Raw genomic sequence first — 16809 nt, 5'->3', positions numbered from 1 at the left:
AAACAATTCGCGAAAGGCAGAACACCCTCTGCACCGCTATCTTTAGCTCATCTGCAACCTCCCTGAAAACGGCAAAGAGCGTTGAACGAATAACAAAAAAACGCAGTCCGATTTCGGTAGGCCCATGTGCGGCCTGACTGAGGAGACATTGATGAAAGTCTGGACTATTTCGTTTCAGGATAAAGATGGCGTGCAGCAGACCCTCGATCTTGAATGCGAGCACCGTCCCAGTGTGGAGGAAGCTGCTCAGCGCCTGCGGCGGATCCTGTCCCCGGTCACCGAGGATCTCGACCTCAACGACCTTGACGGCAGGACACAGGAACCCACGGTCAAGACACTCAAGGAGCAGAACGCGGTACAGATCAATTCCATCGTTGAGGCTTCATGAAAAAACCTTGGCGAACACCCCTATCTGCCAATTGGCAACACGCTATTAATGGGCGTAGTCTGCAAGTGAGGCCGGTGATGCATCTACCCGAGCCAGCTCGCGTACAGATGCCTGATTTGTAATAGCAGCATCGGCCTTGTCAGCGACATGCTTGAGTCCCGGGCGACGGATGAACTGTCGTTTTCCCTCTCCGAGCGGGAGGGTTTTCGGGATCGTTGAAACTCTATCTATCGTTGCATAGGAGGACGTTTCATGAGCACGACCTACCAAGAAGACATCAGCAGTCACGTACTGCGCCGCATGAAAGAAGGCGGTTTCGACTTCGCGCGTATCCACCCCATCGAGTTCTACGCCATCTTTCCGGACGAGGAGCGGGCGCGTCAGGCAGCGGAAAAGTTTCGCGGTGAATCCCTCAATACACAGATCAACGCCCGAGAGGACGGCGCGTGGCACCTGCAGTTGAGCAAACTGATGTACGCCACTTATGACGGTATCGGTGATTTCGAGCAGGACTTTCAGACAGCGATTATCGGGCTCGACGGTGAAGTCGAAGGCTGGGGCGTGAAACAGGAGATAAAGCGGCTTCATTAAGGGTCAGAGCGTGTGCTTTGACGATGCAGCACCTGTGGGAGCGAATTCATTCGCGATGCGGTCGATCAAACGATGTCTCTCTGTCGGGTGATGTGGCCTGTCGTGAAGGGGCTCGCTCCCACACGTTTGTACCGATTCAGGAAGTCAGCGGGTTGGGGTTACCAAAAACAGGGCAAAAAAAAAGCCGCTCGGGTGTGAGCGGCGTAAAGGGAATTTCGTTGAGCAATCCGGTTCACATAGACCTCGCTCGAACAGTCGAGAGCGGCGTATCTGCGTTGATGGCGCGATTATCAGGCAACAAAATCCCGTCGGGAAATCATCTCTGGCTATGCTGGTAATAGATTTTTCAGTGGCGGGACGCTTCTCTATGAAGCGTAGGAGAATTGGTGAGGGCGCTTCTTGCACAGGAATGGTGCGAAGGTTGTCGCGGGTTTATTCAACCAATTGATTTTAAAGCGTTTATGCCGCTGGCACGGGCCTTGCGAAGGCCCTTGTGTCCATGGTGACAAGGAGTACGGCATGATCCGCACCTTTTATGATGAGATGTACGATGTGGACGGCACTGTCCGACCGCATTATCGGGAATTCGCCCGCTGGTTGGGCGAAGCGCCACCTGAGCTGCTGGCTCAGCGTCGGCGTGAGGCCGATCTTTTGTTTCATCGCGCCGGGATTACCTTCACGTTGTACGGTGACGAGCAGGGGACTGAGCGTCTGATCCCCTTCGATACGATTCCGCGCAGCATCCCCGCCAGCGAATGGCGAGTGGTTGAACGCGGCTGCATCCAGCGCGTCAAGGCGCTGAACATGTTCCTCGCGGATCTGTATCACGACCAGCGCATCATCAAGGCCGGAATCATTCCTGCCGAGCAAGTGCTGGCCAACGAGCAGTATCAGCTGGCGATGCAAGGCTTGAACCTGCACCGCGACCTGTATTCCCACATCTCCGGGGTCGACCTGGTCCGCGATGGCGACGGGACGTATTACGTGCTCGAAGACAACCTGCGGACACCGAGCGGCGTGAGCTACATGCTCGAAGACCGCAAGATGATGATGCGCCTGTTTCCCGAGTTGTTCTCCGCACAACGTATCGCCCCGATCGACCACTACCCGAACCTGCTGCTCGACACGCTGAAAAGCTCAAGCCCCCTGGACAACCCGAGTGTGGTCGTACTGACGCCTGGGCGGTTCAACAGCGCATTTTTCGAGCATGCGTTTCTGGCGCGGGAAATGGGTGTCGAACTGGTGGAAGGCGCTGATCTGTTCGTGCGCGATGATCGTGTGTTCATGCGCACCACCGACGGCCCGAAAGCGGTGGACGTGATCTACCGTCGCCTGGACGACGCGTTCCTTGATCCGTTGGCGTTCAATCCCGATTCAATGCTCGGTGTGCCCGGTCTGCTGTCGGCTTACCGATCCGGCAACGTTGTGCTGGCCAACGCCATTGGTACCGGCGTCGCCGACGACAAGTCGGTCTACCCGTTCGTGACCGACATGATCCGCTTCTACCTCGACGAAGAGCCGATCCTGAAGAACGTGCCAACCTGGCAATGCCGCAAGCCGGAAGAACTGTCGCACGTGCTGGCGAACCTCGGTGATCTGGTGGTGAAGGAAACTCAAGGCTCGGGCGGCTACGGCATGCTCGTCGGCCCGGCGGCGACGGCTGCTGAAATCGAAGCCTTCCGCGCCCGCCTCAAAGCCAAGCCTCACGCGTACATCGCTCAACCGACCTTGTCCCTCTCGACCTGCCCGACGTTCGTCGAGAACGGCATCGCCCCGCGACACATCGACTTGCGCCCGTTTGTTCTGGCTGGCCGCGAAACCCGCGTTGTTCCTGGCGGACTCACCCGCGTTGCGCTGCGTGAGGGGTCGCTGGTGGTGAACTCGTCGCAGGGTGGCGGAACCAAGGACACCTGGGTGGTCGAGGATTAAGGATGCCTGCCAATGCTAAGTAGAACTGCCTCGGATTTATATTGGATGTCGCGGTACCTGGAGCGGGCGGAAAATCTCGCACGGATGCTGGACGTCAGTTATTCGCTGTCGCTGATGCCTCAGGACGGACGCGGTGATGGGCTGAATGAAATCGCCATGCCACTGCTGATTACCGGCACCCTGGACGATTACCTGGAACGCCACGGCGAATTGCACGCTGAACGCCTGCTGCATTTCTTCGCCCTGGACGCTACCAACCCGGCCAGCATTTTCAGTTGCCTGGCGGCGGCGCGGGCCAGTGCTCATGCGGTACGTGGACGCATCACTGCGGACATGTGGGAAAACATCAACGCGACGTATCTTGAAATTCGCGGCATCGCCGAACAGGGCCTGAGCCGTTACGGCATGAGCCGGTTCTGCGAGTGGGTCAAGGAGCGTTCGCACCTGTTCCGTGGGGCGACCTACGGCACGATCATGCGTAACGATGCCTTCCGTTTCATTCGTCTGGGCACCTTCATCGAGCGCGCCGACAACACGTTGCGCATGGTCGATGCCCGTTACGAAATGCTGGAATTGCGCGGCCCTGCCGCCAATGCGGCGGCCGACAGTTCGGCCGCCGGTTACTATCAGTGGAGCGCCTTGCTGCGAGCGCTGTCGTCGTTCGAGGCGTACACCGAGGTCTACCGTGATGCGCCGGGTGCGCGTCAAGTTGCCGAGTTGTTGCTGTTGCGCGCCGACATTCCGCGTTCGTTGCGTGCCTGCCTGGAAGAACTGGACATGATCCTCGCCAGCCTGCCAGGCGCCAACGGCCGTCCGGCACAGCGTCTGGCGGCCGAACTGGATGCTCGTTTGCGCTACACCGGCATCGACGAAATCCTTGAGGAAGGCCTCCACGAATGGTTGAACGAATTCATTCCGTTGCTGGCCCAACTGGGTAACGTTATTCACACTTCTTACCTGGAGGCTGCATGAGACTCTCAATTAGCCACGAGACCACCTATCACTACGACGATCAGGTCCGCGCCAGCATCCAGTATTTGCGTCTGACCCCACACGACAGCGAGCGCCAGCAGGTGCTGAGCTGGCAACTCGCTCTGCCGCGCCCGGTGCGCGCTCAGGTCGATCCGTTCGGCAATATCTTGCACGTGCTGACCATGGACGAACCCCATGAAGCCATCGTCATTGGCGCGCGCGGACAGGTTGAGATCGATGAGAAGCGCGAAGCCGAGCACGAGAGTCAGTCTTCGTTGCCGTTTCTGCGTTTCACCCGTCTGACGGAAGCGGACGAGGCGATTCGCGCCTTTGCCGCCAAAGAAACCAAGAAGCGCACCGACCGCACGGCGTTGATTGACCTGATGCAGGCGCTGAATCAGCACATTACCTACACGCCGGGCGCTACGGCGGTGGACACCAGTGCGGCGCAAGCCTTTGCCAATGGCGCAGGTGTCTGCCAGGACCATACCCACGCGTTCCTGGCGTGCGCGCGCAGCCTGGGTGTGCCGGCGCGTTACGTGTCGGGTTATCTGTACAGCGACAGCAGCGAGCACCTGGCCAGTCATGCCTGGGCCGAGGCGTGGATCGATGACGCGTGGTACAGCTTCGATGTGACCAATCAACTGGCCATTCCCGAGCGTCATCTGAAGTTGGCAGTGGGGCTGGATTACCTGGATGCCTGCCCGGTGCGCGGCATGCGCCGTGGCGGCGGCTGTGAGCAGATGCATGCCAAGGTCGTGGTGTCGCCCTCGGCGCCGGTTGCGACGCCGATCGTTGCAGCGCCTGCGCCGGTGGTGCAGATGCAGGTGCAGCGTCAGTCTTAGGGGTTAACCCCGTCGCTTCCTGTAGGAGTGCGCTTGCCCGCGAATGGCGGTGTGTCAGTCAACATCAATGGCACAGGCCGAAAGCCATCGCGGGCAAGCGCGCTCCTACAATGATCTACGGTGTCACTTTCCTGCCCGCCATGTGCTTCAGATACTTCACCACCTGATCCAGTTCTTCATCCGACAAGACTTGCGGGGTAATCGCCGGCATCTTTGCTTGCGGCCACTGGCGCAGGGCTTGTGGGTTACGGATGTACAGCTTCAGATAATCACCCGCGAAATACTCGGTCGGGTTATGCGGAATGTTCAGGTCGGGCCCCAGTTGCGAATCGCCCGCGCCGTTGAGACGGTGGCAGGCAAAACAGTTCTTCTGAAACAACGCAAAGCCCTGATTGACCGGATCGGTCGCGGCGATTCCTGGGTCAGGGAGCAGGGCGGGGAAGCGTTCAGCGACTGACGCCAAGAGGCGAATTTTACCCACCGCATACGGCCATTGTTCAGGGCTGATCCCACTGGCAGCGGGGTCGGTCCAGACCAGATAAAACGGGCCGGCACTGGGCTTGTCCTTGCTCAGGCCCGGCCATGGGTGCGCAGGGTCTTCGACGGCAAGCCAGGCCTGTGAACCGGTTTTCTGCAGCAGAGGTCCGGCGGGTATTTCGGCGGCAAAGCCATCGGTGGCGACCGCCTGCAGATGGGCATCGCTCGCGACACCTTCCAGCAGCGCGGCGACAGGCACTGCCCGATAGTGCATCGGGCGCTTGTAGGAAACGTCGTCCGGAATGTCGATATCGCGGGCTTGCGGGTGTGTGAGCAGTTGCTCAGTGCTCCAGGTGCGGGCGCCGTTGGCAAGGTCGAGCGTCAGTTGAGCAGCGTGAAGAGGCAGGGCAAGCAGGGCGCTAGCCAGCAGCAAGAGGGTGCGCAAGATGGTGGTTACTCCGCAGGATCGTCGGTGAGGTCGTACAGCGCGTTATGCAATTCGTTGTAGGAGCCGCCGTTGATGATACTGCTGTAACCGGCTTTTACCAGTTTGTCCTGAGCCTTGCCGGCGCGGGCATCACTGGAGCTGAAAATCACCAGGGCTAGGTTGCGGTCGGTCATCACCTGCTTGAGTTGATTGACCAGGCGCCGATCATCCACCCGAACGGCGTTGAGGATCGTGCCGGATTCGTAATCACTCTGGCTGCGCACATCGATGGCGAGCTTGCCCTCCCTGATCGCGGCGACCGCTTGCGCCTGTTCCACCGGTCCGGCATGCGCCGTCACGCTGCTTAAACCCAATGCGAAAACTGCCCACCCCTGACGCATGCGTTTCTCTCCCTGCATGAATGCAGAAAGAGTGGCACAGATACGCGGCGTCACAAGGACGAATGCAGGGTCAGCCGAACAGACGGGTCAGGTTCGGCAATATCAACAGAAGTGTGGTGGCAAAAACAATCAGTCCTGCTTGACGTATCTTCGAATGCTTGAACATGGCGTATGCCTTTTTTTGTTATTCCTGAGCGACAAAAGCTCCTGCTTCGTATTGAACAGAAGCGGCAGCTGGCAAAGGTGAAATCAAGAGAGCAGGTGTCCCGACAAGGTGTCGAAGACAAGGGCGCTTAAGGAATCGGTTTTTATGGCGCCTCTGCTACAGACTTAACCTTAGAGCCCGCGTGCGGCGCGCTTTAGATCTGTTTGGTATGACCTTATGCATTTTTTAGCTAAAAAGATGATAAGGCCCATGGCTACCACGCAGCTATTCCCTTGCTAGACACGTTGAGCCGAAACGATTCACGTCCGATAGCCAGCTACCGTTCGTCTGAGTCCGAAACTTCCTACAACGGGCTACCCTTCACGGCAGTCAAGCGACCTGAGCAGTTTGATCATTGAAAGCATCTGTGTGACCGTTATGGTGTCACCCGAACAATAATTTCCAGCAGGGCAGCGAGGGGAACGATGACCGAGGCGTTTATTTTTGATGCGTTGCGCACACCGCGAGGCCGAGGCAAACCCGATGGCGCGCTTTATAGCGTCAAACCGGTGAACTTGCTGGCGGGGTTGTTGCGTGAGATGCAGTCGCGTCACCGGCTGGACACCCGCCAGGTCGATGACATCGTGTTGGGGTGCGTGACGCCAGTGGGCGATCAGGGCGCAGACATTGCCAAGACCGCCGCGCTGGTCGCTGACTGGGCGGTCAACGTGGCGGGTGTTCAGGTCAATCGCTTTTGTGCGTCGGGCCTTGAGGCCGTGAACCTGGGCGCGATGAAGATACGTTCCGACTTTGAGGATCTGGTGGTGGTCGGCGGCGTCGAATCGATGTCCCGCGTGCCCATGGGCAGCGATGGCGGCGCCTGGGTGCTGGACCCTCAGACTAACCTGCACACGCACTTCACCCCGCAAGGCATCGGCGCCGATCTGATTGCGACGCTGGAAGGGTTCAGTCGTGAAGACGTCGACGGCTTTGCCCTGCAGTCGCAACAGAAAGCGGCGCTCGCCCGACAGAACGGCGCCTTCGACCGCTCGCTGGTTCCCGTAGTGGACCAAAACGGGTTGCTCTTGCTGGACCATGATGAGTTCATCCGTGCCGACACCACGCTCGAAGGTCTGGGCAAGCTCAAGCCCAGCTTCGAAGCCATCGGCCAGATGGGGTATGACGCCACGGCGCTGCGCGTGTACAGCCATGTCGAGCGCATCGAACACGTGCATACGCCGGGCAACAGTTCGGGCATCGTGGACGGCGCCGCCTTGATGCTGTTGGGTTCCGAGAAAAAAGGACAACAACTGGGCCTGCAACCTCGCGCCCGAATCGTGGCGACGGCCGTGACCAGCACCGATCCGACCATCATGCTGACCGGGCCCGCGCCAGCGACCCGAAAAGCCTTGGCGCGGGCAGGGCTCAAGGTCGAAGACATCGATCTGTTCGAAGTCAATGAAGCCTTTGCCTCGGTGGTGCTCAAGTTCATCAAGGACCTGCGCGTCGATCCGCAGAAGGTCAATGTCAATGGCGGTTCCATTGCGCTGGGTCATCCGCTCGGTGCGACAGGCTGCATCATCCTCGGCACGCTGCTGGACGAGCTAGAAGCGCGGCAACTGCGCTATGGCCTGGCGACCCTGTGCGTCGGAGGCGGCATGGGCATTGCGACGATCATCGAGCGGATCTGATTGCTCGGAACCGGCGAGCCCTCGCTGCCGCTGATTCCGGCAGCTCACGACCTAAAAACAGTTTCAGGAAGAACGACCGCATGACTGATGCCATCCAGTACGAAATCGGCCCTGATCAGATCCTCACGCTGACGCTCGACATGCCCGGCCAGCAGGCCAATACCATGAACGCGACGTATCGTCAGGCCATGGACGAGGTGCTTGCTCGCTTGCACGCGGACAAGGACTCCCTGGTCGGGGTGATCGTCCGATCCGCGAAAAAGACGTTTTTTACCGGTGGTGACCTCAACGAACTGATTCGGGTCGACGCCTCACGCGCGGCCTGGTTTTACCAGATGACGATGGACCTGAAGGCGCAACTTCGGGTGTTGGAAACCTTGGGCAAACCGGTCGTCGCTGCTATAAACGGCGCGGCGCTGGGCGGTGGCTGGGAGTTTTGCCTGGCCTGTCACCACCGCGTCGCCCTTGATGAAAAACACGTACGCCTCGGTTTACCGGAGGTCACGCTGGGGTTGCTCCCCGGCGGTGGAGGGACGGTGCGGCTGGTGCGGATGCTGGGTCTGGAAAAAGCGCTGCCGTTGCTGATGGATGGGCGAAACCTGAGCGCGCAGCAGGCGTTCAAGGCCGGGTTGGTCGATCAGCTCGCCAGTGACGTCGATGATTTGCTCACCAAGTCGCGGGAATGGATTCTGGCCAATCCGTCGCCGAGCAAGCCGTGGGACCGGCCGGGCTTCCAGATTCCGGGTGGCACGCCGTCGCACCCCAAGGTCGCGCAGATGCTGGCGATTGCGCCGTCGATACTGCGCAGCAAGACCCACGGGTGTTATCCGGCACCCGAGAAGATCCTCGCCGCCGCCGTGGAAGGCGCACAGGTGGACTTTCACACCGCCGAGAAGATCGAGGCGCGCTATTTCACCGAACTCACCACGGGCCAGATCTCGAAGAACATGATCGGCACCTGGTTTCAACTCAACGAACTCAACGCGGGCCAGTCCAGGCCCAAGGCACCGCCTGTGTATCACATGCGCAGGGTCGGGATTCTGGGGGCGGGGATGATGGGGGGTGGCATTGCCTACGTCACCGCCCTGGCTGGCGTGGACGTGGTGCTCAAGGACATCAATCTGGCCACGGCCCAGAAGGGCAAGGACTACTCGGTGCGACTGCTGAACAAGCAGGTTGCCACGGGCCGCATGAGCGCTGAGCAACGCGATGCGGTGCTGGCGCGCATCAAGACCACGGGCCGCGACAGTGACCTGGAAGGCTGCGACCTGATCATTGAAGCGGTGCTCGAAGACCGTGACCTCAAGGCGCAAGTGACGGCGGCCGCTGAACAGGTGGTTGTGCCCTACGCGGTGATCGCATCCAACACCTCGACCTTGCCCATCACTGGGCTGGCGACCGCGGTCAGCCGGCAGGAACGTTTCATCGGCATGCATTTCTTCAGCCCGGTGGACAAGATGCGGCTGGTGGAAATCATCAAGGGCGCGCGCACCAACGACATGACCCTGGCCCGCGCGTTCGACTTCGTGCAACAGATCAACAAGACCCCGATCGTGGTCAACGATGCTCGTGGGTTCTTTACCTCCAGGGTGTTTGCGACCTTCACCAACGAAGGCATCGCGATGCTGGGGGAGGGGGTTTCGGCGGTCATGATCGAAACCGAAGCACGCAAGGCCGGGATGCCGGTCGGGCCGCTGGCGGTGTCGGACGAGGTGTCGTTAAGCCTGATGAGCCACATTCGCCAGCAAGCGCGCAAGGACCTCGAAGCACAAGGCGAGACGGTGACGGACCACCCGGCCACTGCGGTGATCGATCTGCTCCTCAATGAGTACAACCGTGCAGGCAAGGCGGCGGGTGGCGGCTTCTACGACTACCCCGACGGCGCGCCTAAACGGTTGTGGCCTGAACTCAAGGTGCGGTTCGAGAACGCCGACGCTCAGATTGCCGGGCAGGAGATTCGTGATCGCCTGCTGTTCATTCAGGCGATAGAAACGGTCCGTTGTGTCGAGGAGGGCGTACTGCGCTCGACCACCGACGCGAACATCGGCTCGATCTTCGGTATCGGCTTTCCGGCCTGTACCGGCGGCGCGCTGCAATTCATCAACCAATACGGCCTCAAGGATTTCATTGCCCGCGGGCAATACCTGGCCGAGCACTACGGCGAGCGTTTCCAGCCTCCGGCCTTGCTGCTGGAAAAGGCGCTCAAGGGCGAGTTGTTCTGACCGTGGCACGGTCGCTGTAGCGACTTCAAAACGGTACAGCGGCGGTTCAGCCTTGACTGACGACAGGGCGCACACGGCCCTTGCCTTGCCTGTGGCTTCAAGGCAGGCTTGGGCGTGCGCATTTTCGCCTTTGTCGCTTCAGGGATTTTTATGTCGTTACGCATCTGCATTCTGGAAACCGACGTTCTTCGCCCGGAACTGGTCGATCAATATCAAGGTTATGGGCGGATGTTCGAGTCACTGTTTTCCCGCCAGCCTATCCCCGCTGAATTTGTCGTCTACAACGTGATGCAGGGTGACTATCCCCCTGATGACGAGCGCTTCGACGCGTACCTGATCACGGGCTCCAAGGCTGATTCCTTTGGCACCGACCCGTGGATTCAGACCCTCAAGACCTACCTGCTGGAACGCTACAAACGCGGCGACAAGCTGTTGGGTGTGTGCTTCGGCCATCAGTTGCTGGCGTTGCTGCTGGGCGGTAAAACCGAGCGCGCGACTCAGGGCTGGGGCGTGGGCATTCATCACTACGATCTGGCGCCTGCCAAGCCGTGGATGAGCCCGGCGATGGACAAGCTCACGTTGTTGATCAGCCATCAGGATCAAGTGACCGCATTGCCGGAGGGCGCGACGGTCATTGCCTCCAGCGAGTTCTGCCAGTTCGCGGCGTATCACATCAACGACCAGGTGCTGTGCTTCCAGGGTCACCCGGAGTTCATCCACGATTACTCGCGCACCTTGCTCGACATTCGTCAGGACGCACTGGGCGAGCAGGTCTACAGCAAGGGCATCGCCAGCCTGGAAGAGGATCATCACGGCGCGACGGTGGCCGAGTGGATGATGCGGTTTGTGGCGAACAAGCCGCAGGTCGCCTAACGCATTACCTGTAGGAGCGCGCTTGCCCGCGAAGACGGACGTACGATCGCCAGATCCGTATCGGTTTGACCGCCATTCGCGAGCAAGCTCGCTCCCACAGGAATCGACTGCGTTTTACAGCCAACCCGAGCGCTTGAAGCTCGCGAACAACACACCGCATCCGCCGACAATCACGCCCAGCACGGCAAAGTAGCCGTAGTGCCAACTCAGCTCGGGCATGTTCTGGAAGTTCATCCCGTAGATCCCGGCAATCGCGGTCGGAAACGCCAGAATCGCGGCCCAGGCGGCAAATTTGCGCTGGGTCAGGCTTTGCCGCGAGGATTCCAGCAGCAGGCCGATTTCAATCGTTTGACTGGCGATGTCCCGCAGATTGGCCAAGTCTTCCATCTGACGCTTCACATGGATTTCCACGTCGCGGAAATACGGGCGCATGTTCTTGTCGATGAACGGGAAGCTGAGCTTCTGCAACTCCTCGCCAATCTCGACCATGGGCGCCACGTAACGCCTCAGGCGCAGCAAGTCTCGGCGCAGGGCGTGAATACGATGGATATCGGACTCATTGAGCTCGGTGCTCAGCACGCCGTGCTCGAGTTCTTCGAGTTCGCAATGAATGGCTTCGGTCACCGGCTGGTAGTTCTCGGTCACGAAGTCGAGCAGGGCATACAGCACGAAATCTTCCCCGTGCTCCAACAGCAAGGGCCGCGCCTCGCAGCGTTGACGCACCAGGCCGTAGGACTTCGAGTCCCCGTTGCGCGACGTAATGATGTAGCCCTTGCCGGCGAAGATGTGGGTTTCGATGAAGATCAGCTTGCCGTTCTCTCGGATCGGCGCATAGGTAACGATGAACAGCGCATCGCCGAAGGTCTCCAGCTTGGGGCGGCTGTGAACCTCCAGCGCATCCTCAATGGCGAGCTCGTGCAGGCAGAACTGTTTTTGCAGGGTGGCAAGTTCCTGAGCATTGGGCTGCTCAAGGCCGATCCAGACGAAATGCCCGGGCTTTGCGGCCCAGGCAGCCCCTTCGTCGAGGGTGATGTTGGTGACTTTTTTCCCGGCACTGTAAACGGCGGCAGCGACAACTCGGCCCATGGTGATCTACTTCTTCTTTTAAAAGGGACTACGCGCAGCTTAGCGCGCTCTCTTCCTCAGAGTCGGCGAGATTCAGCGAGTTCGCGGGTTTTGTGCAAGCTGTTCAGCAACGGTTTGGGCGACGTTGGCAGGGGCGCGAAGCTGCGCGTCCATCTGCTCGATGCAGGTTTGCATCTGGCCGTGGCACCGCTCGATCAATTGCGCAATGTCGTCGCTGGTCATGCCGGTCGTGGCGATGGCCGGGAGGGCGCGAATCATCACGCGGCCGCTGTTCCAGGCGTTCAATTGCATGTCGCTCACGTAGGTGCTGACGCACACCGGGACAATGGGCACGCCCGCGTCGATGGCCATTTGAAAGGCGCCGCGTTTGAACGGCAGCAGCCCTTGGCCTTTATTGCGCGTACCTTCCGGAAAGACCCAGATCGAGGTGTCCTTGTGCTGCAGGGTTTCAGTGGTCTGGCGGATGGACAGGCGTGCCCGCAGAGGGTTGCCACGATCGATCAGCACATTGCCCGCCAGCCAGAACAACTGACCGAAAAAGGGCACCCACTTCAGGCTTTTTTTTCCGATGCAGACGGTGCGCGGCGGGACGATGTTGCCGAGAATGAACAGGTCGTAGTTGGATTGGTGATTGCAGACAATCACGCAGGGGCGAGTCTGGTCAAACTGCGCACCCATGTCAGCGTTGAGGCGCAGACGCAGAATCCACATCGCCGGTAACGCATACAGGCGGGCGCACAGACGGCTGTTGTCGGGGTTGAACGGACGGCAAATGCCCAGCAACAAACCCAGTATTCCGGCCACGATGAAGTGCAGCCCCATCAGCAACATACGCAAGACAAACAGCATGCAAACCACTCGAGAAACAAAAGGTGGCGCAGTGTACGGATGTGCACTTAATTCGGCAAATGGCACACAGACAGATGGTGTTCGACGAATTTAACCGAATGTTTCAGAGGGGAAGCGGCAGACCGCCCGATCACGGTCCGCAGCAAGCCGGACTCCCACGCCCTCCGGGGAGAAGCACGTGCGCCCCAAATACCTGATCATTACCTGATCATTACCTGATCGTTCCCACGCTCCGCGTGGTAATGCAGGGATCGACGCTCTGCGTCGAGCGTCGAGCTACGCCCTTCGGGCAGAAACAGGGATGTTGCTGCCCAGAGCACTGATGACCGACTGAGCACAAAACCCGGGAGTCAGCTTGCTGACGAATCGGTCGGTCAGCCGTGAAGATGTCGACTGACACACCGCAGTGCTCGCGAAGGCGCCGTGCAGCAAGGAGTCTTTAGAACTGATGCTTAGAACTGATGCTGCCGGTCCAGCTCAATCGCCTTGTCCAGCGTTTCGAGGAAGTCCTTGCGCACTTTCAGCTTGGTTTGCTTGTGGGCCTTCATGTTGATTTTCTTCAACTGCAAGGCCACGGTGCGGGCGGCGTCGGTGAGTTCTTCGGGGGCGACAACCTTGTCGAGGAAACCCGCTTGCAGGGCACTTTTGGGGTCGAACATCTCGCCGTTGATCACCGACCGGCCGAAGGCACTCGTGTTCAGGCGATTACGGGCCAGTTCGATCCCGGCGTTGTGCATGGTCATGCCGATCTGCACTTCGTTCAGGCCGATGCTGAACGGGCCTTCGACGCCGATGCGGTAATCGGCCGACAGCAATAAGAAGGCGCCTTTCGCCACAGCATGCCCGGTGCACGCCACCACGATAGGGAAGGGGTGTGACAGCATGCGACGCGCCAGGGTCGAACCGGCGGCCACCAGATCCATCGCGGCTTCGGGGCTTGAGGTCATGATTTTCAGGTCGTAGCCACCGGACAGGATGCCCGGGCCACTGGTGATGATCACGACGGCGCGGTCCTTTTCTGCCTGGTCCAGCGCGGCGTTGAACGCAGCGATCACCTCGTTGCTGATGGCGTTGACCTTGCCATTGCTCAGGGTCAGCGTGGCGACGCCGTCGTCCAGCTGATACGCGACCAAATCACTCATGGGACGAGTCCTTATTGTTTTGAAGTGGCGCAGACGTTACCCACCCGAACGGGCGAGGTAAAGCGTAAAGGGTGACCGATGAGTCAGGAAATCGGGCCGCGTGAAGGGCAGTGAAGGGCGCGGCCCGAAGGAGGGAGGAACGGGGTTATACCTCGACCGCGTTCAGCGCGCAGTACTCTTCCCAATCCATTTCCAGCGTCTTGGCGGCTTCCTGATGGACAGCCAGCCGCAGCGCCTTCACTTCGTCTTCTGATTTGTCGCTGAAGTCCAGAGCCAACTCCCAGGGTTCAATGTTCAAGGCTTCGGCCTCGTCCTCGAAGGCCCATAGAATCTGATCCAGTTGATCTTTCTCGCTAAGGCCTGATATCTCTGCCAGCAGAGCCGGGTTGGTCAAGATGTAATTCGGCAGGGCAGCTTCGATCCATTCTTCTTTATTCATGTGAGGTAGATCTCCTGTGGGTCGAGCTGACATTTTCTGTTGTAGGGATGTTGACGTGAGGCCCGATTGTGCGGGATGTCCGCAGCGCATGCCAGCCGCACGCGGGCCGTTTGTCGGTGCTGCAAATGAAAAGGGCTCACCTGTGGTGAGCCCTTATTAAAAGCGCAAGGTGACTCAGCCGATGACCATCGGCTTTTTCGCGTTCCGATGGGCATTGTCACCCAGCAGCGGATGCGGCTGGTGGTCGCCGTAGACACCAACGGGCTCCGGGAACGTACGCAGCAGCGTGATGTAAAGCAACGCGGCCAGCCCCAGCGTGATCGGCAGGCTGATGTCGATGCCGCCCGCAAGGTTGCCCAACGGGCCCACGAATTGTCCCGGCAGGTTCACGAAGCACAGGCCTACGGCAGCGCTCGGGATCCAGGCGCCCAGACCGCGCCAGTTCCAGCCATTTTCGAACCAATAGTGACCGCCGCTCTGGCCGCGGGTGAACACCTGCAAATCGGCCGGATGGTAAAAACCGCGACGGATGATCAGGCCCAGCACCATGATCACGATCCAGGGCGAGGTGCAGGTGACGATCAACACGGCGAAGGTCGACACGCTCTGCACCAGGTTGAAGGCGAAACGGCCGACGAAGATGAAGGCAATGGCGGCGATGCCGATCAGAATCGTCGCCTGAGCGCGATTGAGCAGGCGCGGGAACATGCTCGACATATCCAGCCCCGTGCCATACAGCGAGGTGGTGCCGGTGGACATGCCGCCGATGATCGCGATCAGGCAGACCGGCAGGAAGAACCAGCTCGGCGACACGGCCAGCAGGCCGCCGACATAGTTGTTGTCAGTGATGTACTGCGGCGCTTGTGTCGCGACAATGGTGGCGGTGCAAAGGCCGAACAGGAACGGGATCAGGGTGCAGATCTGCGCCAGGAACACGGAGGTCATGATGCGTTTCTTCGACGTGTTGCGCGGGATGTAGCGCGACCAGTCACCGAGGAACGCGCCGAACGAAACCGGGTTGCTCATCGCCAGCAGGGCCGCGCCGATGAACGCCGCCCAGAAGCCTTCGCTGCCTTGGTTGACCGTGCCTGCAAAGCCTGCGTCGAAGCTGCCGCTGAAGGCGAAGATGCCGAGCAGGAACAACAGGCTGGAGGCGAATACCGCAATCTTGTTGACCCACAACATGAAGCGGAAGCCATAAATGCACACCACCAGTACCAGCACCGCGAACACGCCGTAGGCGACGGCCAGCGTCAGGTCGTTTTCCGGCAGCCCGGCCATGCGCTTGGCACCGCCAATCAACGCATCGCCCGAACTCCAGACGGACAACGAGAAAAACGCCACGGCGGTCAGCAACGACAGGAACGAGCCAACGATCCGGCCATGCACCCCGAAATGCGCGCCCGAAGACACCGCGTTATTGGTGCCGTTGAGTGCGCCGAACAGCCCCATCGGCGCAAGGATGATGGAGCCCAGCACGATGCCCAGAATGATCGACCAGACGCCCGCCTGGAACGACAGACCGAACAGCACCGGAAAACTGCCAAGGACGGCGGTGGCGAACGTGTTGGCACCGCCGAACGTCAGGCGGAACAGGTCGATGGGCGACGCATCGCGTTGATCGTCTGGAATCTGTTCGACACCAAAGGTTTCGATACGGGTAGGGGATTGAGACATGACGTATTCCTGCGCGCTGTCGTGTTGTTATAAGGCTGGCACGAGGGCTGGCCCTTATTGTTGGCCGATGGGTATCCGGCCGTGGCATTGGCAGTGGTCGACAAACCGACCGTAAGTGCGGGTGGAACGTTGTGCTTGTTGTGATTGATTCTTCCAGGCAGCGCGCTCTAACGGCACGCTTACCCGAGCGACGCGTCGATTAATCCGGTTGCGTCGACAAATGCTCGTGACAGGCCAGCCATTGGCTGCCGTCATGGCGGAACACTATGGTTTCGCGCTCGTTGAAATGGCGCTCTTCGGTGCCGAACCGCACATGGGTGGTGACGTCATGGAAGAACACCGCCGCGTCGCCCTGCAGGCTGATCGTGACGTTGCTCGACCGGCAGTCGATGACTGCAAATCCGTCGGCTTGCCAGCCATTCCACACTTCTCGGTAAGCGGCGCGGGAGAGCAACGGAGTGGGGAGCGTATAGAACAGGAAGGTGGCGTCTTCGCTGAAGGCGGCGAAGTAGGCTTCGATGTCATTGCTGGCGAATGCAGCAATCAGCGCATCGGCGGCTTGCTGGACGTGTTCTTTGCGGTATGCGGTGGAGGTCATGGCCGTCTCGTTGTTGTGATTCTGGCGATGGGGCATGACTTTAAGCAGCTCTCACAT

At 59.7% G+C, this 16809-nt stretch carries 16 protein-coding genes; 8 read left to right on the top strand and 8 right to left on the bottom strand.

The genetic code is table 11. The features are described from left to right. Positions 1 to 151: 151 nt before the first annotated feature. The 5 genes from BLS87_RS20790 to BLS87_RS20770 all read left to right on the top strand — a co-directional run bounded on the left by BLS87_RS20790 (position 152) and on the right by BLS87_RS20770 (position 4725). Positions 152 to 388: a hypothetical protein gene (locus BLS87_RS20790; protein ID WP_074755134.1), complete on the top strand. Its 237-nt coding sequence runs from the start codon at positions 152 to 154 to the stop codon at positions 386 to 388. Between the two features lie 252 nt (positions 389 to 640). Beyond that, positions 641 to 979 carry a ribonuclease E inhibitor RraB gene (locus BLS87_RS20785; RefSeq protein WP_074755132.1) on the top strand — a complete coding sequence of 113 codons (339 nt, stop codon included), beginning with the start codon at positions 641 to 643 and terminating at the stop codon, positions 977 to 979. Positions 980 to 1498: 519 nt separating this feature from the next. Continuing rightward, on the top strand, positions 1499 to 2908 hold the full coding sequence (locus tag BLS87_RS20780) for a circularly permuted type 2 ATP-grasp protein (RefSeq protein ID WP_074755130.1): 1410 nt from the start codon (positions 1499 to 1501) through the stop codon (positions 2906 to 2908). A 12-nt stretch (positions 2909 to 2920) separates the two neighbouring features. Further along, on the top strand, positions 2921 to 3880 hold the full coding sequence (locus tag BLS87_RS20775; RefSeq protein WP_074755128.1) for an alpha-E domain-containing protein: 960 nt from the start codon (positions 2921 to 2923) through the stop codon (positions 3878 to 3880). Continuing rightward, positions 3877 to 4725 (top strand): transglutaminase family protein, encoded by an 849-nt coding sequence (locus tag BLS87_RS20770; protein ID WP_074755126.1) that lies wholly within the window; start codon positions 3877 to 3879, stop codon positions 4723 to 4725. Before BLS87_RS20775 ends, BLS87_RS20770 begins: the two co-directional genes overlap by 4 nt. 115 nt (positions 4726 to 4840) lie before the next feature. Here BLS87_RS20770 and BLS87_RS20765 read toward each other — a convergent pair whose 3' ends face one another. Together BLS87_RS20765 and BLS87_RS20760 are read right to left on the bottom strand one after the other, a co-directional pair. After that, positions 4841 to 5647, bottom strand: a complete 807-nt coding sequence (locus BLS87_RS20765; protein ID WP_074755124.1) for a cytochrome c — start codon at positions 5645 to 5647, stop codon at positions 4841 to 4843. An 8-nt stretch (positions 5648 to 5655) separates the two neighbouring features. Next, positions 5656 to 6030, bottom strand: coding sequence for a rhodanese-like domain-containing protein (locus BLS87_RS20760; protein ID WP_074755122.1), 375 nt, complete (start codon positions 6028 to 6030; stop codon positions 5656 to 5658). A 630-nt stretch (positions 6031 to 6660) separates the two neighbouring features. On the opposite strand from BLS87_RS20760, the gene BLS87_RS20755 reads away from it, so the two are divergent. The 3 genes from BLS87_RS20755 to BLS87_RS20745 all read left to right on the top strand — a co-directional run bounded on the left by BLS87_RS20755 (position 6661) and on the right by BLS87_RS20745 (position 10961). Beyond that, the gene (locus BLS87_RS20755; protein ID WP_074755120.1) at positions 6661 to 7866 is read left to right on the top strand and encodes an acetyl-CoA C-acetyltransferase; all 1206 of its coding nucleotides are present in this window, start codon (positions 6661 to 6663) and stop codon (positions 7864 to 7866) included. A gap of 80 nt (positions 7867 to 7946) precedes the next feature. Beyond that, positions 7947 to 10088 (top strand): 3-hydroxyacyl-CoA dehydrogenase NAD-binding domain-containing protein, encoded by a 2142-nt coding sequence (locus BLS87_RS20750; protein ID WP_074755118.1) that lies wholly within the window; start codon positions 7947 to 7949, stop codon positions 10086 to 10088. A 150-nt stretch (positions 10089 to 10238) separates the two neighbouring features. Further along, the gene (locus BLS87_RS20745; protein ID WP_074755116.1) at positions 10239 to 10961 is read left to right on the top strand and encodes an amidotransferase; all 723 of its coding nucleotides are present in this window, start codon (positions 10239 to 10241) and stop codon (positions 10959 to 10961) included. Positions 10962 to 11075: 114 nt separating this feature from the next. On the opposite strand, the gene BLS87_RS20740 is transcribed toward BLS87_RS20745, so the two are convergent. The 6 genes from BLS87_RS20740 to BLS87_RS20715 all read right to left on the bottom strand — a co-directional run bounded on the left by BLS87_RS20740 (position 11076) and on the right by BLS87_RS20715 (position 16752). Next, positions 11076 to 12047 (bottom strand): magnesium and cobalt transport protein CorA, encoded by a 972-nt coding sequence (locus BLS87_RS20740; protein ID WP_074755114.1) that lies wholly within the window; start codon positions 12045 to 12047, stop codon positions 11076 to 11078. Between the two features lie 72 nt (positions 12048 to 12119). Beyond that, positions 12120 to 12896 (bottom strand): lysophospholipid acyltransferase family protein, encoded by a 777-nt coding sequence (locus BLS87_RS20735; RefSeq protein ID WP_074755112.1) that lies wholly within the window; start codon positions 12894 to 12896, stop codon positions 12120 to 12122. 452 nt (positions 12897 to 13348) lie between these two features. After that, the gene (locus BLS87_RS20730; RefSeq protein ID WP_074755110.1) at positions 13349 to 14038 is read right to left on the bottom strand and encodes a crotonase/enoyl-CoA hydratase family protein; all 690 of its coding nucleotides are present in this window, start codon (positions 14036 to 14038) and stop codon (positions 13349 to 13351) included. 145 nt (positions 14039 to 14183) lie between these two features. Further along, positions 14184 to 14477 carry a DUF6388 family protein gene (locus BLS87_RS20725; protein ID WP_074755108.1) on the bottom strand — a complete coding sequence of 98 codons (294 nt, stop codon included), beginning with the start codon at positions 14475 to 14477 and terminating at the stop codon, positions 14184 to 14186. A gap of 174 nt (positions 14478 to 14651) precedes the next feature. Further along, positions 14652 to 16154, bottom strand: coding sequence for a purine-cytosine permease family protein (locus BLS87_RS20720; RefSeq protein WP_074755106.1), 1503 nt, complete (start codon positions 16152 to 16154; stop codon positions 14652 to 14654). A 199-nt stretch (positions 16155 to 16353) separates the two neighbouring features. Beyond that, positions 16354 to 16752, bottom strand: coding sequence for a YybH family protein (locus tag BLS87_RS20715; RefSeq protein ID WP_074755104.1), 399 nt, complete (start codon positions 16750 to 16752; stop codon positions 16354 to 16356). Positions 16753 to 16809 lie beyond the last annotated feature (57 nt).

It is taken from the genome of Pseudomonas abietaniphila, assembly GCF_900100795.1.
Taxonomy (GTDB): domain Bacteria; phylum Pseudomonadota; class Gammaproteobacteria; order Pseudomonadales; family Pseudomonadaceae; genus Aquipseudomonas; species Aquipseudomonas abietaniphila.
The sequence above is the reverse complement of the archived record's forward strand: the minus strand, read 5'-3'. Positions and strand labels throughout refer to the sequence as shown.